22 protein-coding genes are annotated in these 24,720 nt (G+C 58.7%); 18 read left to right on the top strand and 4 right to left on the bottom strand.

Features of this window, described 5'->3' with window-relative positions:
* Positions 1-247: 247 nt before the first annotated feature.
* Positions 248-1,474 carry a Gfo/Idh/MocA family protein gene (locus OHL22_RS08445; protein WP_263335403.1) on the bottom strand — a complete coding sequence of 409 codons (1,227 nt, stop codon included), beginning with the start codon at positions 1,472-1,474 and terminating at the stop codon, positions 248-250.
* Between the two features lie 166 nt (positions 1,475-1,640).
* On the opposite strand from OHL22_RS08445, the gene OHL22_RS08440 reads away from it, so the two are divergent.
* From OHL22_RS08440 to OHL22_RS08430, 3 genes are all read left to right on the top strand, one after another.
* The gene (locus tag OHL22_RS08440; RefSeq protein WP_263335400.1) at positions 1,641-1,979 is read left to right on the top strand and encodes a hypothetical protein; all 339 of its coding nucleotides are present in this window, start codon (positions 1,641-1,643) and stop codon (positions 1,977-1,979) included.
* A 149-nt stretch (positions 1,980-2,128) separates the two neighbouring features.
* A complete protein-coding gene (locus tag OHL22_RS24935; protein WP_317890890.1) occupies positions 2,129-2,599 on the top strand; it encodes a response regulator transcription factor in 471 nt (156 codons plus the stop codon).
* Between the two features lie 161 nt (positions 2,600-2,760).
* Positions 2,761-3,306 carry a DUF4199 domain-containing protein gene (locus OHL22_RS08430; protein WP_263335398.1) on the top strand — a complete coding sequence of 182 codons (546 nt, stop codon included), beginning with the start codon at positions 2,761-2,763 and terminating at the stop codon, positions 3,304-3,306.
* A gap of 18 nt (positions 3,307-3,324) precedes the next feature.
* On the opposite strand, the gene OHL22_RS08425 is transcribed toward OHL22_RS08430, so the two are convergent.
* Complete coding sequence (locus OHL22_RS08425; protein WP_263335395.1) at positions 3,325-3,600, bottom strand: hypothetical protein; 276 nt, start codon at positions 3,598-3,600, stop codon at positions 3,325-3,327.
* A 31-nt stretch (positions 3,601-3,631) separates the two neighbouring features.
* Between OHL22_RS08425 and OHL22_RS08420 the strand changes: the two genes are divergently transcribed.
* Complete coding sequence (locus tag OHL22_RS08420; RefSeq protein ID WP_263335393.1) at positions 3,632-3,763, top strand: hypothetical protein; 132 nt, start codon at positions 3,632-3,634, stop codon at positions 3,761-3,763.
* 75 nt (positions 3,764-3,838) lie between these two features.
* Positions 3,839-4,225, top strand: a complete 387-nt coding sequence (locus tag OHL22_RS08415; protein WP_263335390.1) for a putative quinol monooxygenase — start codon at positions 3,839-3,841, stop codon at positions 4,223-4,225.
* A 57-nt stretch (positions 4,226-4,282) separates the two neighbouring features.
* On the opposite strand, the gene OHL22_RS08410 is transcribed toward OHL22_RS08415, so the two are convergent.
* Positions 4,283-5,248 carry a GlxA family transcriptional regulator gene (locus OHL22_RS08410; protein WP_263335387.1) on the bottom strand — a complete coding sequence of 322 codons (966 nt, stop codon included), beginning with the start codon at positions 5,246-5,248 and terminating at the stop codon, positions 4,283-4,285.
* 110 nt (positions 5,249-5,358) lie between these two features.
* Between OHL22_RS08410 and OHL22_RS08405 the strand changes: the two genes are divergently transcribed.
* The 10 genes from OHL22_RS08405 to OHL22_RS08360 all read left to right on the top strand — a co-directional run bounded on the left by OHL22_RS08405 (position 5,359) and on the right by OHL22_RS08360 (position 18,230).
* Positions 5,359-5,649: a hypothetical protein gene (locus OHL22_RS08405; protein ID WP_263335385.1), complete on the top strand. Its 291-nt coding sequence runs from the start codon at positions 5,359-5,361 to the stop codon at positions 5,647-5,649.
* Positions 5,650-5,802: 153 nt separating this feature from the next.
* Complete coding sequence (locus tag OHL22_RS08400) at positions 5,803-6,576, top strand: alpha/beta fold hydrolase (protein WP_263335382.1); 774 nt, start codon at positions 5,803-5,805, stop codon at positions 6,574-6,576.
* Between the two features lie 108 nt (positions 6,577-6,684).
* Positions 6,685-7,179 (top strand): Hcp family type VI secretion system effector, encoded by a 495-nt coding sequence (locus tag OHL22_RS08395; RefSeq protein WP_263335380.1) that lies wholly within the window; start codon positions 6,685-6,687, stop codon positions 7,177-7,179.
* A gap of 93 nt (positions 7,180-7,272) precedes the next feature.
* The gene (locus OHL22_RS08390) at positions 7,273-8,166 is read left to right on the top strand and encodes an alpha/beta fold hydrolase (protein WP_263335378.1); all 894 of its coding nucleotides are present in this window, start codon (positions 7,273-7,275) and stop codon (positions 8,164-8,166) included.
* A gap of 178 nt (positions 8,167-8,344) precedes the next feature.
* Entirely contained in the window at positions 8,345-9,391 is a 1,047-nt protein-coding gene (locus OHL22_RS08385) for an arabinofuranosidase catalytic domain-containing protein (RefSeq protein WP_263335376.1), read from the top strand.
* 348 nt (positions 9,392-9,739) lie between these two features.
* On the top strand, positions 9,740-10,249 hold the full coding sequence (locus OHL22_RS08380; protein WP_263335374.1) for a MarR family winged helix-turn-helix transcriptional regulator: 510 nt from the start codon (positions 9,740-9,742) through the stop codon (positions 10,247-10,249).
* Positions 10,246-12,057, top strand: coding sequence for a chloride channel protein (locus OHL22_RS08375; protein ID WP_263335370.1), 1,812 nt, complete (start codon positions 10,246-10,248; stop codon positions 12,055-12,057). Before OHL22_RS08380 ends, OHL22_RS08375 begins: the two co-directional genes overlap by 4 nt.
* 81 nt (positions 12,058-12,138) lie before the next feature.
* Positions 12,139-13,971, top strand: a complete 1,833-nt coding sequence (locus tag OHL22_RS08370; RefSeq protein ID WP_263335369.1) for a chloride channel protein — start codon at positions 12,139-12,141, stop codon at positions 13,969-13,971.
* A gap of 329 nt (positions 13,972-14,300) precedes the next feature.
* Positions 14,301-16,865, top strand: coding sequence for an ABC transporter permease (locus OHL22_RS08365; RefSeq protein WP_263335367.1), 2,565 nt, complete (start codon positions 14,301-14,303; stop codon positions 16,863-16,865).
* Positions 16,866-17,366: 501 nt separating this feature from the next.
* Positions 17,367-18,230: a hypothetical protein gene (locus OHL22_RS08360; RefSeq protein WP_263335365.1), complete on the top strand. Its 864-nt coding sequence runs from the start codon at positions 17,367-17,369 to the stop codon at positions 18,228-18,230.
* A gap of 322 nt (positions 18,231-18,552) precedes the next feature.
* Here the strand turns inward: OHL22_RS08360 and OHL22_RS08355 are convergent, their stop codons facing one another.
* Positions 18,553-19,983, bottom strand: a complete 1,431-nt coding sequence (locus tag OHL22_RS08355; RefSeq protein ID WP_263335362.1) for an alpha/beta fold hydrolase — start codon at positions 19,981-19,983, stop codon at positions 18,553-18,555.
* A 166-nt stretch (positions 19,984-20,149) separates the two neighbouring features.
* On the opposite strand from OHL22_RS08355, the gene OHL22_RS08350 reads away from it, so the two are divergent.
* From OHL22_RS08350 to OHL22_RS08340, 3 genes are all read left to right on the top strand, one after another.
* Positions 20,150-20,728 carry a TetR/AcrR family transcriptional regulator gene (locus OHL22_RS08350; protein WP_263335360.1) on the top strand — a complete coding sequence of 193 codons (579 nt, stop codon included), beginning with the start codon at positions 20,150-20,152 and terminating at the stop codon, positions 20,726-20,728.
* 497 nt (positions 20,729-21,225) lie between these two features.
* Positions 21,226-22,056, top strand: coding sequence for a DUF3592 domain-containing protein (locus tag OHL22_RS08345; protein WP_263335358.1), 831 nt, complete (start codon positions 21,226-21,228; stop codon positions 22,054-22,056).
* Between the two features lie 122 nt (positions 22,057-22,178).
* Entirely contained in the window at positions 22,179-24,422 is a 2,244-nt protein-coding gene (locus tag OHL22_RS08340) for a GH92 family glycosyl hydrolase (RefSeq protein WP_263335355.1), read from the top strand.
* The last annotated feature ends 298 nt before the right edge of the window (positions 24,423-24,720 follow it).

The raw sequence follows: 24,720 nt of genomic DNA, 5'->3' as shown, positions 1-24,720 counted from the left end.
CACCGAGCCTGCTCCAACACAGCTCATCAAGAGTGCGAATAGAAACAAGGTAGAGAGCAACAACAACCGCAACATCAAAAGCAAAAACCCTGATAAGGAATGAAACTTGACACCAGTGACCTGCTCATAGAAAGTCCGCTTGTGTTTACCGAGCCGCACGTCAACTAGTGATAACAGGCCGAAGCACTCATCGAGAGTGGCTTCCAGCTCGAATCCAAATTATGTCCCCTGAAACGGACTCACCGGATTATTGTGACCACTGACCATTGCCGTGGTAAGCCTGATTGCAGAGATGGCTCGCGTGAGCGGCGCTGATGCCTGCTTCAACGGGAGCGTTCGGTTCTTTACGTGAGCGGACGCACTCGAAGAAGTTCTGCATGTGTGTAACGGTGCCGTCGCCGGTCGAGCGTTCGGTGAGCACGGGGTTGATGTCGCCGTGGACGCCTTCGCGGAAGAGGCTCATGCCGCTGCGGTTGATCTTGAGCGTGGCATCTGTGCCGCGGAACTCGAGGCCGCCATCATCGATGGAGCTGGCCATCATGCCTTCATACACGACATCGAATGGGCTTGGCTGCGCGATGGTGGCCGGTTCGGCAGCGGAGGGTGCAGGATAGCGCAGAGCAGCCTGAACAGTGTCGGGGCAGTCCCACTCTTGGAAGTGATATTTATCGCCGAGCATGAAGACATGGCTGGGCGAGTCGGAGCCGAGGGTCATGTGGACGACGTCGATCCAGTGGGTGAAGAGGTCGGTCATCGCTCCGCCGCCGAAGTTCCAATACCAGCGCCAGCGGTAGAAACGGTCTTCGTTGAATGGCTGATCGGGCGCGCTGCCGAGCCACTGCTTCCAGTCGAGGTCAGCCATGTTGAAGCTGCCGGTGCGCGCGGAACCGGGGGCTGAGGCGCGCTGGTAGTTTTGCCACCAGTAGGTGCGCACCTGGAGCACGCGGCCGATTTCGCCTGCGCGGATCATGCGTGCAGCGTCGCGGAAATGAATCCAGGAGCGCTGTTGCATGCCGCACTGCAAGATCTGTTTCGAAGAGCGGACAGCTTTGCGAAGGGTTTCGCCTTCCTCGATGGTGTGGGTGACGGGCTTTTCAAGATACACGTCTTTACCGGCTGCAAGGGCATCGGCAGCGATGCGGACATGCCAGTGGTCGGGCGTGGCGATGAAGACGGTGTCGATGGAGTGATTGTCGAGAACTTCGCGATAGTCGATGTGGAGGATGGCTCCAGCGGCAGGCTCACGCTTCAAGACCTCTTCGCGATGCGGTTTGTAAGGGTCGGCGACGGCGACAATCTCGTGCGGACCCGATTTTTCCGCGCAGTTGAGGAGCGTGTCCATGCGCTGGCCCGCGCCGATCACACCGACGCGTAGCGTATCGTTGGCGCCAAAGGCACGAGCGGAAGCGAGAGCGGTGAGTCCTGAGGCAACGAGAAAGCTGCGGCGCGTAGTGGCGAAGGGCTGATTGGACATGAGACTCCTATGAGCTGGGAACGAGCAAAATTGGCTTCCAGTGGGACGGACCATTATTGAGCAGCGACCCGGCAATAGGGAATAGAGATTAGGGAATGACGAATACGACGCTCAGACTCCGCGGTTTCACCTTTGACTAGAATTTGACTCATAGATGAGGTTGACGATGCCTGACGAAACGAATTCCGGCATGCCATTGCGCGAGGGCCTGGCGCGTGTTGCAGATGGCGTGCGCGGAAAGCTGACCGATGCCTTGCAGGATGCTGTGCTCGGCGCAACGCAGGATGCAGCGATTGACGTGCTGGCAGACCGCCATGGCGGATCGGCTCATGAATTGAAAGAGGCGCTGAAGATGCCTTGGGAGCAGCATCGTGCATCGAACGGCGATCTTCCCGACGGTGCCAAGAGCTCAGAGGAGTTAGGGATAGATGATGCGGCAGTGACCGAGGAACAGGTGTCAGCGTTCGAGGCGATGAAGAAGATGATTGGAGACGCGAGTGAGTGACGGATAGCGCGCCGGGCGATAGGGCGGCTATACAGCCCGTGTGGGGTTAGACTCGATGCCCCGGGGCGTCATGCCGGGCTGAGTCTCGCGTAAGATGAGCGCAAGTTTGCTGTGATGCCGTCGATAGGGCAAAGAGCGGATCGGATGCGATGAAGCGGCAAGTGCTCATTTTCGGGGTAGTGGGCGGCGTGCTCATAACGGTGCTCAAGTGGACCGAGTACCGGTTCCTGGTCCTGGAGCACTCGTTTGAAATATACGGAGCTCTGATCGCTGCTTTATTTGCCGGGCTTGGGATCTGGCTGGGAGTGCGGATGCACGAACGGCGGGAGCGGGTCGTCGTGCGAGAAGTGACTGTTCCGGTCGAGGTGCCCGTGAGCATACCGGCGAGCGCACCTTTTACTCGGGACGAGGCAAAGCGGGAACAATTGGGGATTACACCCCGCGAGATGGAGATTTTGACGCTGGTAGCCGAGGGACTGAGCAATCGCGAGATTGCCGAGCGGCTCTTCGTAAGCGAGAACACGGTCAAAACCCATTGCAGCCGGGCTTTCGATAAGTTGGGCGCGAAACGGAGGACGCAGGCAGTGCAGTTGGGCAAAGAGATGGGATTGTTGCCGTAAATTCATAGCCCAAGCGCTACACGAAAGGGTGATTTTGTACCCCGATAGGTAAAAATCACCCAAAATCACTCGAAAGCATGACGACGTTGACGGCCGAAAGCAGGTTACGTTGGGATCACGTTGACCGGGTGACGGTCCGGAAAGGCAAAAGGGTGAGAGCGATGGGAAAGACCGTTTGGAAGTTTGGATTGGCTGGCGGCGCGGTGAGCGCTGCGCTGATGCTGGGGACGATGCCGTTTGCGCACCGGATCGGATCCGACCTTGCGTTGCTGCTCGGCTACACGACGATGGTGTTGTCGTTTCTGCTGGTGTACTTCGGCATCCGGTCATACCGGGAGAAGAACAGCGGGGGGCGAATCACCTTTGCGAAGGGGCTTGCAGTCGGGCTTGGGATTACCGCGATCACTTGCGTGTTCTACGTAGCGACATGGGAGGTTGTCTACTTCGGGTTTATGCCGCACTTCATGGACTCGTACTGGGCGGCCGAGGTAGCGAAGATAAAGGCTTCAGGAGCTGGCGAGGAGAAGATTGCAAAGAAGTTGAAGGCCATCGACGAGACAAAGCAGATGTACGACAACCCGGTGTACAACGCGGCGATGACGTTTCTGGAGCCGCTGCCGGTGGGGCTGGTGATGACGCTCATTTCAGCAGGCGTGCTGAGGCGCAAAGAGTCGAATACTGAGGCTGACGCGGTGAAGGCTTCCTGAGCGAAAGCCAGTCACCGCTTAGTCGACGAAGTAGCCGATCTGGGTCAGGGTCTGGTCGTTGAGTTCAACAGCCAGAAGTTTGGCGTTGGAGGTAGCGAGAAGCGTGGTCTCGAATTTTTCGAGGACGGATTCAGGCAGATCGGTCTGGCGGTGAAGCATGCGCAGCAGGGAGGTGTTGTCGGTGGAGAAGATGTATTCGCCGGGCAGGCCGCATGCGGGGCGAATCGTCAGGCTCACGGGGAAACTACCCGATACTGACCGCGAAGTGTTGAGGGCGTGGGTAATAAGATTCATTCGCATGCAGGAAAAGTAGCTTTGCCGAGGGATGAGCCTCAATCCATCGGGAGTGGGACCGCAGGCCACAGTGGTGGCATGGGATGACACGAGACGGGGATGCGGCGTACATCGTGGCATCCCCTCGATTGGGGATATGGCTCCGGACGCGCCTGAGGCGTAATTTCGATTGCGCGCGCGGGTTGCAGTGAGAGCGCGTAGGTTGCAGTGCGGGTTCGAATAAGCTGAGGGCATGAAGATGCAAGGGTGGTTTCTCGGTGTATTGGCAATTGCGTGCTGCATGCTGGCGGCGGCCGGGTGGGCACAGACTGCGGCGAAAGATGGGCGTGTGGTGCGGTTGGCTGAGCTGACGATCGATCCGGCGCAACTGGAGACGTACAGGGCGGCGCTGAAAGAGGAGATTGAGACTTCGATTCGCGTGGAGCCGGGAGTGCTGACGCTGTATGCGGTAGCGGTGAAAGGTCATCCGGAGCAGATACGGATCTTTGAGACCTATCGGGATCAGGCTGCGTATGAGGCGCATCTGCAGACGCCGCACTTTAAGAAATACAAGACGGCGACGCAGGGGATGGTGAAGGCGCTGACGCTGGTGGAGACTGAGCCGATTGTGCTGGGGTCTAAGTGAAGTGGCAATTGCAGCGGGTTTGTCCGTAAGCAGATTTGGCAATATGATTTCGGCTTCTCAGCGCAGGCTGGCGCGGAGGTCGCGCACTCCGCGGCCCAATCGCTCGCGCAGGAGTGTTCGCAGCGTTGCGCCGTCTGCATAACCGACTTCCGCCGCGATGGATTCGATGTCGGCATCATTGCCGTGCAGAAGAGATTGAGCGTGCTCGACGCGCAGGTCCTGAAAGTAGGCCAGTGGTGATTTACCGAGTACCGCATCACAACGGCGCTGCAATGTGCGGGAGCTGGTTGCGAGGGCTTTCGCGGCTTGCTGCAGCGAAAAGCCCTGCTTGAGATTTTCCCTGGCCCACTGTTCAAAGCGCGATATCAAGGGATCTGACTGAGCCAGATGATTGGGGATGATGTAAGGGGCTTGCAGAGAGCGCAGATCCGCGAGCAGGTAGCGCGAGACAAGAGAGGAGATTTGCGGGCTGACGGTGCGGATCAGCCACAGAGCCAGATCGAGATGGCCCATCGCCGCGCCTGCGGTAACGGCGGTGCCGGATGAAACGAGTATGCGCGATTCATCGAGCAGTACATGCGGATAGCGCTGACGAAATACCGGAGCCAGCCACCAGGTTGTCGTTGCTTCGCGATGATCGAGAAGGCCCGTCTCCGCCAGGACAAATGTTCCGATGCAGGACGCGGCGACACTGGCGCCAGCAGCATGCCATTTGAGCAGTTGTGTTTTCGCAAGCTTCACATCTGGCCGCTGAAGAGCGGGGAGCAGCTGCTCAGGTGTTCCCTTCGCGAGAGCCGGAACGATGACCCAGTCCGGTTTAGGTTCTGACGAGATTGCTTGCACTGGTATGGGGAATCCGTGACGGGATCGAACTCTCTTGCGAACACCTACGACCGAGACATCGAAGTGCGGCGCGCCTTTCATTAGCTGGGCAGAGAAGCTATTGGCGAGGGCAAAGGCATCGAGGGAGACGGCGAGGCCGGTATCCCACAGATCGTCAAGGGCTAGTATAAAAATACGCATGGCGTGAATGACAACAATGTTGTCGTTTACGACTCTACCATTTGAAGCCCCCGATCGCTAGATTTAGGTTTGTCAGACGCCTGATTCATGGTTTGACACGGAGAATTTTTATGAAGGTATTTGCAATCGGATCGATCATCAAGCCACTTACGCTGGAACAAGCCAAGCCGATTATGGCGAAGGAAGTACCGGACACGCTGCAACTTTATCTTGACGGAAAGATTGAGCAGTTCTGGCATCGCAAGGATCGGGAGGGCGTGATCTTTCTTATCAATGCAGAATCGGCAGACCAGGCCAAGGCTACATTGGCCAAGCTGCCTCTGGTCGAAGGCGGATTCCTGAGCTTCGAGTATGTTCTCGTAGGTCCGCTCGCTCCGCTGGGGCGTTTGATCCAAAGCTAGTCATTTTCATTCAAGCTGCTAAATCGCGCGGGAGAGTAGTTTTGTTCTCCCTGCGCGATGTAATGAATTGCTCTTGGCGATCCGATTTGCGGTTAGCAATTGCGGAGTTGGCGGACATCACCGGCGTCTCATTTGTCATCCATAAAGTTAGCTATGGAGCGTCGCGCATTCTCGAATGGAAAGCTACGACTGTCATATCTGGATTCGGGGGGAGCCGGCCAGATACTGATTGCGCTGCACGGCCATTGGATGGAAGCGGCAACATTCATTCCACTGGCCGATTGCTTATGGCCCAGTTGGCGTCTCGTGGCTCTGGATCAGCGAGGCCATGGCTATTCGGATCACGCAGCCTCTTACGGGAGATCCGATTACCTTGCTGACATTGCGGCTCTTTTTCGTCATCTGGGAGTCGACTCGGCTGTTCTCTTAGGGCACTCGCTTGGCGGGGTGAATGCATATCAGTTTGCTGCGGGAAATCCGCTGCGCGTTCGCGCAATGATCATTGAGGATATTGGCGCGACCGTCTCGGGTGATGTGAGTTTTATCCGGCCCTGGTCAGGCACATTTCCGACGCAACAAGCATTGGAAGAGCGGATTGGATCTCGCCTGGCTCCTTACGTGCGAAACTCATTTCGGCAAACTGCAGCCGGATGGCAACTCTCTTTCAATCCTGCCGATGAAGAGATATCTCAAAAACACCTCAATGGAGACCACTCGTCTGACTGGCTGGCAAGCAACTGCAAAGCACTGCTGATTCGCGGAGAGCACAGCCCAATCACGAAAGAGACCGAGATGCGAAACATGGCCGAGCGTCGCGCAAACACAACTCTGTTGACGCTTCCCGGAGGTCACGTTGTTCACGCCGACAGCCCGGAGGAATTTTGCCGTGCTGTGACCGCATTCCTATCAGGCATTGATCGGCTCTAGAAACATACTTCGACAATCGTTTTCTTTCGCAGAAACAAGTAGTCTTTGCAGGGATTACCGGGTATAGTTGCGGCGATCCTGAATCGAGTGATCTGAGGGAGAGATGCGATGGCGACTGACGCATATCTGTACATCGATGGAGTCAAGGGTGAGAGCACGGACAGTCAACATAAGGATTGGATTGAAATTGCTTCTTACTCCGGTGCAGCCATTCCAACAGCGGCGGAGCCTCTGAAGGCGGCAGCGGCCAAGCAAACGAACGTGTCCCAACACGGCAGTCTGTCGATCGCCAAGCACGTCGACAGCTCTTCTCCGAAGCTTTATGAATTGTGCAGCAAGGGCACGCACATCAAAAAAGCGACGATTGAGGTCATGCGGCCTTCGGGAGGCAAGCAGGTCAAATACCTGGTTATTGAGATGACAGATGTGGTCATCTCAGGCTTCAGCCCCGATCCAGGTCCAAGTAAAAAGAAGACGCATGCCGGTAAAGTGGGCGCGGAGATGCCCACCGAGCAACTCTCTCTCAACTACAGTAAGATCCAGTACACCTACACCAAGCAGAATGACACTGGCTCTACGGGCCAAAAGGTAGCGCAGAAGTAGATGTGACTTCTACATGCCACTTGGGCACCGTAGCGGGTTGAAATGTTCCGGTTCGCATGAAACATTACGGCGCTGCGCACGTTGTACGTGTGTATGCACACGATTGATGCGATCAGAACGCCTTTCCGATTTGTCCTGTTCTTTGCCCTCACCGCTATTGCTCCTTCGATGTTCGCGCAGAGGATCGACGGCAAGTTTGACGTTGACGGCCGCCATATCCGGCTGGCGTGCCAGGGGAGCGGAGAGCCCACGGTTGTGATCGATGCCGGGATGGGAACTGCGCCGGTGGAAGATCGCGCGTGGCAGCAGATTGCAGCGAAAGTAGCCGCTGTGACGCGCGTATGTCTCTATGACCGGGCGGGGCTTGGCGGAAGCGATCCGAATCCCAAGCCGGTAATTACCAGTGCGGATTCAGCAGCGGATATGGCTCGCGTGCTGGAGGTCGCCGGGCTGCAAGGGCCTTTTCTCGTGGCAGGCCACTCGATCGGCGGATTGCATGCGCAGGTCTTTGCAGCTCGCTATCCGGCCAAGGTGGCCGGGCTGGTTCTTGTTTCCACGACGCATCCGGACCAGTTCAATCGATGGCTGAGTTTGTTGCCGCCCGCCGCGGATGGAGAAGCGAAAGCGCTCACGGATGTGCGGACCTTTCTGACCACGATTCAGACCGATCCGCACATGAACCCAGAGCGGCTCGACGTGGGTGCAAGTGAAGCGCAGGCGCGAGAACTGCATTCGTTGGGAGCGAAGCCCGTGATTGTGCTCACGCATAGTCCGAAATTTCGCATGGTGCCAGGATTGGCCGAGCCGCTTGCGATCAAACTGGAGGACGCCACGCAAGAGATGCAGAAGGAATATCTTCGGCTATCCACGAACTCGACACAGCATATTGCGGCGACAGCAGGGCATGAGCTGCCGCACGAGGATCCCGAGTTTGTCGTGGAAGGAATTGTTGAGGGTGTGCGGGATGTCCGGGCAGGTCGCAGATGAGTGTCAGAGCGCGCTGAAGGCAGCGATGGGGAATTGCGTCACTCGATGCACCCAGCCATGCCTTACCGGCAGTCCAATAAAACACAAATCACCTTCCCACCGAATGCTAGAATTCCGATGCCTGCAACAGCACGTTCGAGAGAAGCAAAACCACTTCACTAAAGGACTCACGAACATCATGCCTTTCCAATCGCAGTCATCGCTACGCAACTCCTTTCGCTGCCTTGCCGTTTCATGTCTTGCCGTTTTTGCACTCGCAAGCATTGCGCCCTGCCTCACATCCGCGCAGACCGTCACATCGCGCCCCTGCGATGTGCTCGCCTCCACCACGCCATGCGTCGCGGCCATCAGCACCACGCGCGCTCTCTACAGCAAATACACCGGTCCGCTCTATGAAGTGACACGCAAGTCCGATCAGGCCCATACCAACATCGGCCTTCTACGCGATGGCTACGCCGATGCCAAAAAGCAGGATGCCTTCTGCGCCGGTACTACCTGCACCATCACCAGGATCTACGACCAGTCCCCCAATCACAACGACCTCACTCCCGCGCCTCCGGGCGGCGCAGCCAAGGGTCCCGGCCCAAACGGCTATGACATTCCCGCCGTGGCAGACGCTCTACCCGTCACCGTCGACGGACATAAAGCCTACGGTGTTGCCATCGTTCCCGGCATGGGCTACCGCAACGACACGCCAAAGCAGACCGCCGTCAACGGAGAGCCCGAAGGCGTCTACATGGTCACCTCAGCCCTCAATCTCAATGGCAAATGCTGCTTCGATTTCGGCAACGCCGAGGCCAACAACCTCGACAACAAAGCCGGACACATGGACGCCATCAACATCATGTGTCACCGCGATCCATGCAGCCCCGATGAAGGGTTAGACATGGAAGATGGCATCTACGGCCATCTCAAAGTTCCCGCCAGCACTACCTTCGTCACTGATATTGGCGCGAGTGACGGCCAGCACAACTACGCCATCTATCAGGGCAACGCACAGCACGGAGCACTCACCACCACCGGCGTCATTCCGCTGCCCAAGGGCTATCAGCCCATGAAGCAGGAAGGCGCCATCATCCTCGGCATCGGTGGAGACAACAGCAACTGGGCCAAGGGTTATTTCTTCGAGGGCGTCATGACCAAAGGCATGCCCAGCGCCGCCACCCTCGACAAACTCCAGGCCAACATCATCGCCGCTCATTACACGGGCAAGCTGCCTCAATAACCGTCAACGAACTCTTCCGGCAGCAAAACAAGAGACGCCCAGCACTAGCGAAAGCTGCGACGGCTCACGTAAAGAGCTGCCACAGCACACGCAATCTCTCTCGTGTGCGATGTCCATGCATCTGCCACGCCTCGCAGCAGCATAAATGCGCCAAAGGCGCATCTCATACCAGCCCAGGGCAAAGCCAGCCTGACGAATGTCAGGCGCGCGACGCCCTGGGTTCATTTCCCCTCAACCCCAAGCGGGCTGAAGGCCCGCCTCATTCCGGTCAGCAACCGCCATGTATCGTGTTCCATTGCAATTCCCTCGCACTTGCAAAAAACATCGCATTGCGATATAGTTGGATATGTGACGGAAAGATCGAAAGTTATCGCTGAAGCAGACGAAAAGCAATTCGATCACGTACTTTCCGAACTCGCATCTTTCCGCTATCTGCTCCGCAAGTTCCTTCGTTTCAGCGAGAGCGCCGCGCGTGAGCTTGATATCACGCCGCAACAGCATCAGCTCATGCTTGGCATCGCTGGCTTTACCGGCAGCGGCAAAGCCACGGTATCCGAGTTGGCGGAGTTCCTGCAGGAACGCCATCACTCCGTCGTTGGCCTGATCGATCGCGCTGTTCTGAGCGGCCTGGTGCGCCGCGAAAGCAACCCATCCGATCGTCGCGTCGTTGTCGTCTCCCTCACCGCGCGCGGCCGTGGCATCTTGAAAAAGCTGTCGCTCCGGCATCGCGACGAACTGAATCGGCTGCGCGAAGAGCTGCTCCGATTCGCAACCCAGGGCAAACTGAAGCCGGCTTCCCGGCCATCATCGACTCATACATCTGATAAGGAAAGTCTTTTTACTGCGACTGATTTATGAAAGAACATCAAGGCTGGAGAAGTTTCCTCCGGCATCCGCTGTTACGCAAATACGCTCCGCTCGTCCATGAAGACCTCACGATCGTCTACGCGCGTGATCTCCAGAAGTGGCTGATCATCGCGCCCATCATCGGCGTCATCACCGGCCTCGCCATTACTGCAATCGCAGTGCTCATTCTGCAGAAGGTGTGGCCGCCCGTCCTGCAGTATTACCTCGCCCATCATTGGGCCATCGTTCCCGGACTCGTTCTCGGCTGTCTGATTGCCGGCCTCATTATGCAGTTCTTCACGCCTGACCCTGACGAGCACTCCACCGAAGAAATCATTCGCTCGTATCACGAGCATCAGGGCCACATCAATCTGCGTCCGTTCGTAGCCAAGATTCTTGCTGCTGCCGCGACCGTCGGTCTCGGCGGCAGCGCCGCTCTTGAAGGCCCAAGCATCTACGGCGGCGGCGCTATCGGATCATGGATTTGGACACGCTTCCGCTCCCTTCGCGGGTTCCATCTCGACGCGCGCGACCGCCGCATCATGCTCATCTGCGGAGCCGCCGCGGGCATGTCCGCCGTCTTCCGCGCTCCGCTCACCGGCATCGTCTTCGCGCTTGAAATGCCTTACAAGGATGATCTTGCGCATGAGGCTCTCCTGCCATCCCTCATCGCCTCCGTCGTCTCCTTCATGACGCTGAGTTCGTTTCTCGGCAGCGACCCTCTCTTTGATTTCATATCGGCAACGTCCTTCACGCGCAAAGACCTCGTCTGGAGCGCGCTCCTCGGCCTCATCATCGGCCTCATCGCCATGGCCTTCGTCATCACCTTCCGCCGCGTTCGCAGCTTCTGTGTCGATCTAGCATGGCCTCACTGGCTCAAGATGGCTACCGGCGGCCTGCTCACCGGATTGTGCGGCCTCGCATTCCTGCAGTTCTACAACGGCAGCCTCGTTCCCATCGGCGCCAACTACGAGGCCGTCGGGCTCATTCTCTCGAAACCACATAGCAGCCTTGAGCTCGTAGCCTTCGCCGTTCTCAAGCTCGCGGCTACCATCTTCACCCTCGGCGCGGGCGGCGTCAGCGCCATGTTCGTGCCGCTTTTCCTCTCCGGCGGAGCTCTCGGCCTGGCCTTCTCGCAGACCATCGCCCACAGCGCCACGCCTGCGCTCTATGCAGCCGTAGGCATGGCATGTTTCATCTCCGCGGGATACAAAACACCGCTAGCCGCCGTCGTCTTCGTCGCCGAGGCCACCGGCGGACACGCCTTCATCATCCCCGCGCTCATCGGCTCGGCCGTGGCCTATGCCGTCTCCGGCGATGCTTCTGCATCCGGCGATCAGCGCCTCCACGAGGCAGTGCGCGTCACCGAACTGCAGGATCTCCCGGTCAGCCAGATCATGCAGACCGAACTGATCTCCGCCTCTGCCGCCATCACATTGAGCGAGTTCACCGCCACGCTCTCGCCGCATATACGGCATGAGATCTATCCCGTCTGTGACGGAGGAAAAATCGTCGGCGCCCTGAGTCTCTGGGCGCTCAGTCATGTGCCTCCGGAAAAATGGAGCACTACGCACGTACGCGACATCATGCAGCGTCGGGTGCAGAAAGTTCCGTCCGACACAAACGCAACAGAAGCGCTTCGATTGTTGCTCGCGCAAGACAGCGAGCCTATGCTCCTGGCGGTTCACGCCGCCGGCAAAACAGACAAGGACAAGGTAGTTGGAGTTGTAACAAAGACAGACATATTGCAGGCATTGAAGCTGCGCAGAGAAAGTATGACGGAGACCGAAGAAAGGCCGCTTGTCTCCACCGGCTGTTAGATCCGCTCAATAAGCTGATCTTCCGCCGATTCGGTTATCTGCCACTGCGAGAGCTTCTTTGCGGACAAAGAGGAAATCTTCATGGCGGATAGTCCGGTTTCAAATGCAAATGCAGCAGAGCTCAGCTCGGGAGACTTCGCTAAACACCAGTTCGGCGTAGCTCTCGAGCCTCAGGTCGTCAAAATATGCTGCATCGCGGTCGTCGTAGGCATCATCGGCGGACTAGTCGCCCAGGGCCTGCTTGAGCTCATCTACTTCTTCACCAACCTCATGTTTTACGGCAGAGCATCCTTTGCCGTAACCGATCCCACGAACAACCATCTCGGCCTCTGGGTCATGCTCATTCCGCCCATCGGTGGTCTGCTCGTAGGTCTTCTCATCTACTTCCTTGAGCCCACGCTCAAAGGCCACGGCATCCCTGAAGCCATGGAAGCCGTCCTCTTCGGCCACAGCCGCATGCGCCTTCGCGTCGCCATCCTCAAGCCATTGGCCACGGCCTTCGCCATCGGCACCGGAGGCCCATTCGGTGCGGAAGGTCCCATCATCCAGACCGGAGGCGCCATCGGCTCTCTGCTCGGCCAGGTGCTCGGGCTCACACCCTACTACCGCCGCGTCCTTCTCGCCTGCGGAGCAGCCGCTGGCATGGCTGCCACATTTACCGCTCCGCTCGCTGGCATCCTCGTCGCCATCGAGCTGCTGTTATTCGAACTCCGCGCCCGCTCCTTCATTCCCGTCGCGCTCGCATCCGCCGCCGCCACCGGTGTGCGCATCTACTTCGCCGGATGGACACCGCTCTTTCCCACCCCCGCATTCAAGCTCACAGGCATGACCGAGCTGTGGCTCTTCGCTCTCATGGGCATCCTCATGGGCGTCGTTGGCCTCTGCATGATCCGCACCCTCGACTGGCTCGAAGACTTCTTCGACAAGCTCCCCTGGAAATACGCGGCGATCTGGTCTCCTGCAATCGGCGCGCTCATCCTCGGCGTCATCGGATACTTCGTTCCGCAGGTCTTCGGCACCAGCTACGGCACCATCCGCGAAATGCTCAACGACCATCTCAGCGTCGCCAGCCTCATCAGCATCGCTGTCGCCAAGTTCTGGGCGCTCGTCATCTCGCTCGGCTCCGGCACCACCGGCGGCGTCTTCGCGCCTTCCCTCGTCGTTGGCGGAGGACTCGGCTCAGCCTACGCCACAGCCTGCCAGCATTTCTTCCCGCATCTTGTCAGCGACCCAGGCTTCTATTCGCTCGTCGCCATGGCCGCCGTCTTCGGTGGCATCGCGCGCGCCCCCTTCACCAGCATCGTCTTCCTCTTCGAACTAAGCCACAATCCCAACGCTCTGCTCCCGCTCGTCGTCTCCGTCATGATCGCCGATGGATTCGTCCGCCTCTTCAGCCGCGATTCCATCATGACCATCAAGCTCGTCAAGCGCGGCCTCATCATCAGCCAGGACTATTCAGTCCCCGTGCTCATGCGCGCCAGCGTCGACCAGGTCATGAAAAAAGAGTTCAACGTCGTTCACGCCGCCGATACCCTGCACTCCGTCGTCGAGAAATACAAGCCGAGTGAGGTCGCTTTCATGCCGGTCGTCAATTCCGATGAAACCCTTCTCGGCATCGTCGATGCACATGACCTCATGCGCATCGAGCCGCCCGATCATCACTTCACCATGCAGGAGCTGGCGCGCCAGGACTACGTCCTCGCCTATCCCGGCGAATCCGTCGACCAGGTCCATCGTTCCATGATGCTCAAGGATGTCGAGAACGTCGTAGTCGTTCAATCCCGGCAGACGATGAAGGTCCTCGGCGTAGTCCGCGCCAATGACATCCTCCAGCTCCGCCGCTGGCTCCTTGAAGAAGAAACAGGAGACCTGCGCCGCGCCACCCTAAACCAGCCAGCCCCCAGCCTCGAATAATCAGCAATAGGAGTCCGCCTCATCACGAATTTGTCATCCTGAGCGGAGCGAAGGATCTGCTTTTATTCTTGCGGGTGCCCCCGGTCTCGATTCTGAGACCGGGGAACCACCACCGCTGGCGCCACCGTCCGGTTCTTGCTTTTCCGTCTGTCACCCCCAAAGAGGATCTGTTTCCCGTTCAATCCCACTGTCCACCTCCGAACAGCACAATCCCGTTAGCGGACAACGCCAATACCCCACCCGCCCGCGAACTCGTTTCTTATCAACCGCGATCTCTCCCGTGAACGGTCGCCTGCTTGCATCCGTACTCCTTCACAAGGGAGTACGCCATGTTCAATGACCTCCGCGACGCGATGCGCCAGCTCCGCAAGGCCCCCGGCTTCACCGCCACCGCCGTCATCACCCTCGCCCTCGGCATCGGAGCCACCACCGCCATCTTCACCCTCGTCGATCAGGTCATGCTCAAGTCCCTCCCCGTCACCAAACCAGAGGAGCTCTGGCGCGTCGGCGACAAGATCCGCTGCTGCAACTGGGGCGGCTACAACCAGGGCGATGATGGTGATTTCTCTCTCTTCTCCTGGGAGGCTTACAAAAACTTCCGCCAGAACACTCCCGAGTTCAGCGACCTGGCCGCCCTCCAGGCAGGCAACGCGCCCCTCGGCGTCCGTCGCGCCGGATCGCAAGCCTCAGCCGACACCTACAACGGCCAGGAAGTCTCCGGAAACTTCTTCCGCACCCTCGGCATTCAGCCCTGGGTAGGCCGTCTTTTGACGGATGCTGACGACCAGCGCGGCGCACCCTCCGTCGCCGTCATGAGCTACCGCGTCTGGCAGCAGAAGTTCGGCTCAGATCCCTCTGTCGCCGGATCTAACTTCCAGATCAACGGTCACGCCTTCACCGTCATCGGAGTCACTCCCCCCGGCTTCTACGGAGCCAAGCTCGACGGTGGCGGCATGCCCGATTTCTGGCTGCCCATCACCGCCGAAGACACCCTCGCCGGAGACGTCTCCCGCCTCAAGCGCGCCCAGGAAAATTACCTCGACATCCTCGGTCGCGTGCGTCCCGGCGTGAATCCAGCAGCGCTCGAAACCAAGCTACGCGGCGTGTTTCATGACTGGCTGGCAAGCCACGTCGGTGACATGGAGCCCGGCGAAAAGCAGCTCTGGCAGCAGCAGACCCTCCACATCATCCCCGGCGGCGCAGGCGTAGCCTCCATGCGTGAGAACTACGAGGACGGCCTTCGTATCCTCCTCATCGCCGCCGCCTGCGTTCTTCTCGTCGCCTGCGGCAACCTCGCCAACCTCATGCTCGCCCGAGGCCTCAAAGAGCGTGCCCAGATTTCCATCCGCGTAGCTCTCGGTGCATCCCGCCTCCGCCTCGTCCGCAAAGCCCTCGTCGAAAGCGTCCTACTCGCCCTCATCGGCGGAGTATTCGGCGTCGCCGTCGCCTACGGCGGCACGCGCTTCATCCTCTATCTCGCCTTCGAGATGGGCTCTCCCAACAACCACGTCCCTATCAGCCCATCACCCTCATTGCCAGTCCTGCTCTTTGCCCTCGGCATATCCGTGTTAACCGGCATCCTCTTCGGCACCGCCCCCGCATGGATGACCTCTCACGCCGATCCTGTCGAAGCCCTCCGCGGAGCCAACCGCTCCGTCGGTGGAGGCCGCACCTGGGCTCAGAAATCCCTCGTCATCGCCCAGGCCGCCATGTCCCTCGTCCTGCTATCGGCCGCAGCTCTGCTGGCGCAAAGCCTGCGTAACCTTGAGCACCAAAGCTTCGGCTTCCAGACCGAGGGCCGCTACGTCGCGTCCATCAATCCGACGCTGAGCAACTACAAGCCCGAGCAGATGGAGCAGCTCTACCGCCGCATCGACGACAGCATCCGCCAGATCCCCGGTGTCCGCATGGTCTCTCCCGCCCTCTATGGCCCCATGACCGGCGATAGCTGGAACGAAGGCATCCGCATCCAGGGAAAACCCGAGCCGGGTCCAAAAGAAGATGACAGCGCAGGCTGGGTTCGCGCCATGCCCGGCTTCTTCGACACCATCGGGGCCACCATGGTCCTCGGTCGTCCCTTCACTGAAGACGACACCGCCGCCACTCGTCCTGTAGCCGTCGTCAATGAAGCCTTCGTTAAGCGCTTCTTCAAAGACCAGAACCCCATCGGCCACCACTTCGGCATGGACCGCCTGAAATACGCCAGTACCTTCGAAATCATCGGCGTCGTCAAAGACATGCGCTATATGACCTGGGGCTACAAAGACCCCATCGGCCCCATGTTCTTCGTGCCAGAAACCCAGACCGTCAAATACGACGATCCCGTCTTCACCCTCGGCGATAGCTGGTCGCACTTCCTCTACAGCATCATCATCTGGGCTCCGGGCAATCCTCCTGGCATGGAGGAGAAGGTGCGCCATGCCCTCGCCAGCGTCGATCCCAGCCTCGTCCTCTACAACGTCAATCCCTACACGCAGATCGTCAGCGGCGACTTCCAGCAGCAGAACATGATCGCCACCCTCACCTCGCTCTTCGGCATCCTCGGCCTCATCCTCGCCGCCGTCGGACTCTACGGCGTCATGGCCTACACCGTCGAACAGCGCACCAGCGAAATCGGCCTCCGCATGGCCCTCGGCGCCGACCGCGCTTCCGTCATCCGCATGGTCCTCCGCGGCTCATTCCTTCAGATTGGCATCGGCTTAGGCATCGGCATCCCACTCGCCATCCTCGCCGGCAAGCTCATGAAAGATCAGCTATTCGGCGTCAGCCCCTGGGACCCCGCAATGCTCGCAACCGCAACAATCCTCTTGGCCCTAGCAGCCCTGGTAGCCTCAATCGTCCCAGCCCGCCGCGCCGCCACAGTAGAGCCAATGGTTGCCCTCCGCAACGAATAGCCCGCAAATCGGCACCATCAGGTTGTCCTTGCTTCTGTCGTTGCTTTTGCTTTGTCTTCGCAGTTGCTTTTGCTTTTCTGTTTGTCATCCTGAACGCAGTGAAGGATCTGCTTTTTGCTCACCCTTCCACAACTCGGGGTGCCCCATCCTTTCCGCGCTGTTGCGGAAAGGGTGGGAAACAACCCAAGCCCGCACCACCAACTCCGCGACTCTCATTCGCGCGAAAAGCGCGAACCGTCTTTGTCCTGCTTTTCCGTCTGTCATCCCCAAAGAGAATCCGCTTTGCCATGAACAGACATCCATCTCCACATCCTCCACACCGCACGTCAGCCAATGCGCCAAAGGCGCATCTCATACCAGCCCAAGGCAAAGCCAGACAGACAAAGTCAGGCGCGACGCCCTGGGTTCGATTGCCGTCAACCCCACGCGGGCTGAAGGCCCGCCTCATCCCATAGTCCCGCATCTGACGCGAAGCCCCCAAAGTGTCAGTAAAATCGCTGCATGATCTGGTTAGGAGAGAAGCGTGGTCAGCTTTCCGATTGGGTAACCCAGCAATGGGTCCGCGCAACCGGCCGGAACATCTCCCTTGCCGATCATCCCTGGCTCGACGGGCCGGTCGGTGACACCCGCTCCATCGGTTCGGATTTCTTTGCACGTTACGCAGAGCGACACGGCTATGAATCAGTCCAGACAGGCAGCCATGGCCTCATTCCGTCCTTTCAGGCGTTGGAGCAGAACTCCGGACTCGCTTCCGTCGCGCAGCCTGTCAAAGACTTCTACGAGAAGACCTCGGAATTTGAATTTGATATATGGTCCGAGTGGAGCGGCATATTCAAACCATTCGGGCGAGCTCTGGGCCTCATCTTTTCGCGGCGCCTCCAGCAACTGAACCTGCCGCTATCCTCCCTGGATACCTCGCGCGGAATGACCAGCAAAGTTATTCCGCTTCGAGATCCGGTAACGGGCGAGATCACTCATACCGCCTGGATTCGAGAGCTGCACGCCACAGGCAACGTTCTCTACGCCGGAGCCTATTCCGTATGTTGCGTCCCGGGTGATGCAAGCCCTTGTGTCAGGGTCATCTTTCCCTTGCCCAACGGAAGCGCCATCGTCGTGCTCCGCACAGAGGCTCACCCCGACGGCTCATTAAGCCTCTGGTCATTGGGACGATCCTTCGGAGATCCAGGATTCTACTTTGTTGTTCATCAAGACAGCGGTGTCGTCTCCGCTCGTTATCTGAAAGCTCTCACAGAGCGGATTCACGTCTATCCCGATGGCCCCGGAACGGTTCGTACGGACCACCAGCTATGGTTCTTTGGCGCCAAACTTCTGAAATTGCACTATCGCATGCGCCGCAAAGGCTGAGGTCGTTTTCATTCCAGTAGCGAGTTCAGCATCCGTTCTCATGCGCCAAAGGCGCACCTCATACCAGCCCAGGGCAAAGCCAGCCTGACGAATGTCAGGCGCAACGCTCTGGGTTAGCATCCCCCAGTCACCCCATGCGAGCTGAAGGCCGCCTCATACCTCCAAATTGGCATGGCCCGACACCCTATCCTCGGGTGCCCATATCTCGAAGAGATATGGGATCACCCTCGCGCGTCAGCGCGAACCGGAGGGAGCAGCAGCCTTTAGGCTGCTGAATTCGACGCAAAACAAGAAAGTGGCTTTAGCTACGGGCCGTTGAGGGTTAATTATCCATAAAACCAGCATCCGTCTCCACGCGCGACAGATGCGCAACCGTGTTAGCCAGCGCCTTCGCGCCCGCGGCCAGCGCAATCGCAACCGCCGCCCGGCGGTCATACCCGGCGGCCGTCAACGCGTTCACATCGCTGTCGGAAACCTGAGTCCGCTTCGACGCAATAGCAGCGGCAAAGCGGCGAACCGCTTCGAGCTTCGCATCCTGAAACGATCCGCCATCTCGAATCGTCTTCACCACCTCTGCGGACGCTCCCAGCTTCGCCGCAAGAGTCGCATGCACAGCAACCGCGTATTCGCCCGCATTCGCGCGGCTTGCCGCTCCCAGCGCCACCTGCTGCGCCACCGGATCAAGCACCGTCTCGCCCAGCGTCTGCAGCATTCCGATGTACACCTTCAGCACCGCTGGCTCCGCGGCCAGCGCATAGCCGAGATTCGGCACAAAACCGAACATCCCCTTCATCCCCGCAACCAGCTCCTTCGCACCCTCCGGCACCGATGCATCATTGAGTTCTCCAAAGAGCGCTTTCCCCTGCGCGGTATCCAGTGTTCGGGCCAGGAACCCGCGAATGATTCCCGCAACCTCGTCCAGATGCGCTTCGAGAACGAAATGTCCCGCTTCGAGCAGATGAATCTCCGCGTCCGGAACATCTCGCCGGTATGCTTCCGCGCCCTGTGGCAGAAAGAACGGATCGTTCCTTCCCCACACCGCAAGCGTCGGCGGCCGGTAAGTGCGCAGATATTTCTGGAACTTCGGATACAGCGCGAGATTGGCCTTATAGTCGCCAAAAAGATCGAGCTGGATCTCGTCATTACCCGCCCGGTCCAGAAAATGCTGATCGAGCGTGTAGCTCTCCGGAGCAATCCGATTCGTATCCGACTCGCCATGCGTGTATTGAAACTGCGTCGTACCCGCCTGCAGGAACGCCCGTAGATTGCCGCGATTCTCCTCCGTCGGGTCCTGCCAGTACGCGCGAATCGGATTCCACCCGTCGCTCAGTCCCTCCTCATACGCATTGCCGTTCTGCGATATCAGCGCCGTCACCCGCTCAGGCCGCGAGACAGCCAGACGGAAACCCGTCGGCGCGCCATAGTCAAAGACATACAGTGCATAGCGCGTCAGCCCGATCGCGTCGGTGAAGCTCTCGATCACTTCAGCCAGATGGTCAAACGTGTAGCCAAAACTCTTCGCCTCCGGTGCATCCGAGAAGCCAAACCCCGGCAGATCCGGCGCAATCACGCGGTACTTGTCCGAGAGCCGGTCGATCAGCCCACGGTACTGATGGCTCGACGTGGGAAATCCGTGCAGCAACAGCACCGCCGGCGCGTCCTTGTGCCCGGCTTCGCGGTAAAAGAGATTGAGCGTCGATCCGGTGCGGCGATCGTCAATTGAGACCGTCTGATACGTGGTCAGTGCTGACATATGAAATCTCCCAAAATGAATAAAATAGAACAGTTCGCTGTATTGAACCGAACAATCGGTACAATACAGCGAGCAAAGGTGCGGAGTCAATAGAATAATTGTGAATGTTTGTGCATAATCCTATACTTTGATTTGTAACGAACGGTCTGTTTGCAAGGAGACACCGTTGCCCGCCGCACTGGCTTCCAGAGAAGAGATCATCGACCGCCTGTTTACCGTTTTTCGTGATCGCGGCTTCGACGGCGCGTCGCTTGCCGACCTCTCCCGCGCCACGGGACTTGGCAAATCCAGCCTCTACCACTACTTTCCCGGGGGTAAAGAGCAGATGGCCGAAGCGGTGCTCAACCGGGCCGTCGTTCTCATTGGCGAGACACTCGTCGCCGCCGCCCAATCTGCCGAGCCGCTCAGCGTGCGCACTCGAAAAATCGTTGCCGAGCTCGAACAGATGTATGCCTCAGGCCGCACTCCCTGCGTTCTCGGACAGCTCTCCACTGCCGCTATCGGTGCCGCCGCCCGTCACAATCTGCGTGAGGCCTTCTCCGACTGGATCGGCGCTATCGCCAGGCTCGCTGCCGACAGCGGAATCTCGCCCGCCCGCGCCCGCAACTTCGCAGAGGACTGGGTTGCCCGCCTGCAGGGCGCTCTAATACTGCAGGCCGCCACCGGCAATCTCGGCCCCTTCGACCGCAGCATGAAGGCTCTTCTCGATCTGACAAAAGAAAAGAAAAGCCGCGAAAAGAACTGACAGCAAGGCTCTGCCGGGCGCCATATTTCGAAGAAATGTGAGTTCACACTCCACACTCACACTAGCCTCCAACCCGCCGGGTGCCCTGGTCTCGTTTTTGAGACCGGGGAACCACCACCGCCGCAGTCGCCACAATCGCATTTGCTTTTGCCTTTCTATCTGTCATTCCCCTCAGGGGAATCTGCTTCTCCATGAAGAGGCACCAATCCCACCATGCGTCCATGCGCCAAAGGCGCATCTCATACCAGCCCAGGGCAAAGCCAGCCTGACAAAGTCAGGCGCGACGCCCTGGGTTAGCATCCCCAACGACCCACGCGGGCTGAAGGCCCGCCTCATCTCGCCGGATACCCTATATCTCGAAGAAATGTGGCACCAAGTTCGCGCAAAGCGCGAACCCGCCTGTTATTCCCTGGTCCCTGCCCTCACACCACCACACCTCGCGATCAACAAGTTCGCCTCATCATGGTCTGCGATACACTTGCCCTCAATCTCACATCATGGCTCCAGACCCCAACCTCACCGAAGCCTTCACCATTCCAGTGGAATTGATAAGCCCGCTACCGCGAAGACTACGCCTGTCGGGCAACGCCGTATTTCTATTGCTTGTTCTTGCGCTGATTTGTTTCGGAGAAACCACCGCGCTCGCGCCACTTTGCGTGACTGTACCGCAGCGGATTCGAGAAGCATCTGCATTGCGCGCTGGCGCACGACAAGCTGACGGCACAGTGCAGAGAGTGTGGTATTTCCGGCGCTCGTCTGCGCCAAGCGTGAGCTACACCTTCATCGTGGATGGCAAGGTCTACAAGGGTGATTCGCAAGCACCATCAGAAATGGCGCACAAACTCCAGCAGTTTGGCCCCATCACCATCAGTTATCTTTCCGAGAACCCGCGCATAAACCATCCAGCGGCGTGGCAATATTCAATCTGGTCAGATTGGGGGAACATTCTAGTTCCAGCAGTCCTCACGATAGTGCCGGTATGGTTGCTCACCTTGCTATTCCGAGAGCGACAACTACTGAGATTTGGCACACCCACCTCCGGCAAAGTTACGAGCTGTTATAAGGGCAAAAACAGCTATTTGCTCCGTTACCTATTCCAGACAGATGATGGAACAACCAGGACGGGAAGAGGCTCGTCTCCCGATTTCATCGAAACCGGCACAACGATATGCGTGTTGTACTTTCCAGAGAATCCCCGGCGCAGCATTTCATATCCCGCCCCCAACTTTTATCCAGCCTCGTTGGCACCCAGGGGAACTGATATCCAAAGTCTCTTCCATACGCCAATCCCATCGATTGATGCAGATAGCAACTCAAAGACGCGATGACACAAACTCGCTGGAACGCAACTTATCGTTGGGCGGTACCCCATATCTCGAAGAGATGTCGGTTCACACTCAAACTTCACACTCACACTAGTCTCCCACCCGCACGATAAAATTCCCCCGTGATGAAGAAGCTTGTTGCCCTCTTGCTGACCCTTGGCTCTCTCTCCGCTTTCGCCGCGCAAAACGACGCCGTCTCCCACGTCAGCCCGCTCATCGGCACCCACAAGAGCGCCATCGGCTATGGCGGCACCATGCCTTTCGTCACCCCTCCCTTCGGCATGACCAACTGGACCCCGCAAACCCGCCAGAACAAGATCAGCATCGTCTCCTACAACTACGACGACCCAACCATCTCCGGCTTCATCGGCACCCATCAACCAGCCATCTGGATGGGCGACTACGGCTACGTCACCGTCATACCCCAGGTCGGCGCACTACGCACCAAACCCCTCGACCGCAGAATGGCCTTCAGCCACAGCACCGAAACCGCCCGCCCCGACTACTACGGCGTCACCCTCGATTCTGGCCCAGGCAGTAACGGACAAGCCGGCAAAATCCACGCCGAACTCACCGCCACCGAGCGCTGCTCCATCTTCCGCTTCACCTTCCCCAAAACCGGACAGGCCCGCATCCTCATCGAAGCCTCACGCCCCGGCATTCAGGGCAGCGCCTCCGTCAATCCAGCCACCCACGAGATCACCGGCTACAACCCCCATCGCATGGACGCCCACCTCGGCCCATTCGCCCTGCCCAACTTCAAGGGCTACTTCGTCGTCCAGTTCCAGCAGGCCTCCACCGCCATGCAAACCTACGGCCTCGACGATCCCAAAGCCACCACCAGCCGCGGTGCCTACGCCGAATTCAAGCCCGGCCAAATCATTCTCGTTCGCGTCGGCACATCCTTCCTCAGCATCGACCAGGCTCGCGAAAATCTCCGCCGCGAAATCCCCGCGTGGAACTTTGACACCGTCCAGCAAAACCTCCGCTCCACCTGGAACCAGAAGCTCTCCCGCCTCCAGCTCTCCGGCGCATCCAACGCGGACAAATCCCTGCTCTACACCGCCATCTATCACACCCTGCTTTATCCACGTGTCTTCTCCGAATACGGCCATTACTACAGCGCCTTCGACGATAAAATCCACGCGGGCTCCAGCTACACCGCCTACTCCATCTGGGACACCTTCCGCGCCGAAAACAGCATGCTCACCCTTCTCGCTCCCGAGCGCGTCGACGGCATGATCACCGCCTTGCTGCAAAACTTCAAAGAGGGCGGCTGGATGCCCAAGTGGCCCAATCCCAGTTACACCAACATCATGATCGCCACCCACGCCGACTCGCTCGTCGCCGAAGCCATCCGCAAAGGCTTCCACGGCTTCGACCGCAACCTCGCCTGGCAAGCCGTCTACAAAGACGCCATGACCCCGCCCGACGGAGACACCACCCGCCGCTGGCTCGACCGCGAAGAGCACACCCCCTACGAAGCCCGCGCCGGACTGACCTACTACAAACAGCTCGGCTACATCCCCACCGACAAAACCGACGAAGCCGCTTCCAGCACCCTCGAAGACAGCTACGACGACTGGTGCGTCGCCCAGATCGCCAAAGCTCTCGGCCGCGAACAAGACTATAAGTTTTTCCTCAAGCGCTCACTCAACGACCGCAACCTCTTTAACCCCGCCCTCGGCCTGATGAACGGCAAAACCTCCGACGGCAAATGGGCCCCCATCGGCGGCGGACGCGATGACAACAACAATCGCTCTGCCTCCGGCTGGACCGAAGGCGACGCCTGGGTCTACACCTGGTCCCCACTCCACGATCAGGCCGGCCTGCTTGAGTTAATGGGCGGCGCAGAGAAATACGACGCTAAACTCGACCAGCACTTCGCCGGCGGACACAACGTCCACAACAACGAGCCCAGCCACCACTACGGCTATCTCTACGACTTCGGCGGCGAGCCCTGGAAGACCCAGGCCAAAGTCCGTGAAATCGCGAATAAGGAATACGACGCCACCCCCGGCGGCCTCGACGGCGACGACGACTGCGGCCAGATGTCCGCATGGCTCCTCTTCACCGCCATGGGTTTCTATCCCGTCAACCCCGCCAGCGGCGACTACATGATCGGCAGCCCCATGCTCCAGCACCTCGCGCTGACATTAGCCAACGGCAAAACCTTCCGCATCGAAGCCGATAACAACTCAGCGACGAACGTCTACATCCAGTCCGCCACCCTAAACGGCAAGCCCCTAACCATCCCCGTCCTAACCTGGGAACAGATCCAGTCCGGCGGCACATTGCACTTCACCATGGGCCCCAACCCCTCAAAATGGGCCAGCGAATACCGCCCCAAACTAATCACCACCAACTAAAGCCCACCGCTACTTGTCATCCTGAGGAGCAAAGCGACGAAGGATCTGCTTTTGCTCATCCTCCCACCAATCGGGGTGCCCCCGGTCTCGATTCTGAGACCGGGGAACCACCAAGGCCGCGGTCGCCACAGCCCAGCTTTTGCTTTTGTAGTTGCGCTTGCTCTTCTATCTGTCATTCCCGAAGAGAATCTGCTTCTCCCGATCAGGCTTCCACAGCACATATGCGCCAAAGGCGCATCTCATACCAGCCCAGGGCAAAGCTGGCCTGACGAAGTCAGGCGCGACGCCCTGGGTTACA

This window comes from Acidicapsa dinghuensis (assembly GCF_025685685.1).
Lineage (GTDB): Bacteria > Acidobacteriota > Terriglobia > Terriglobales > Acidobacteriaceae > Acidicapsa > Acidicapsa dinghuensis.
Note: the sequence above shows the minus strand (reverse complement) of the source record. Positions and strands in the feature narration are given on the sequence as shown.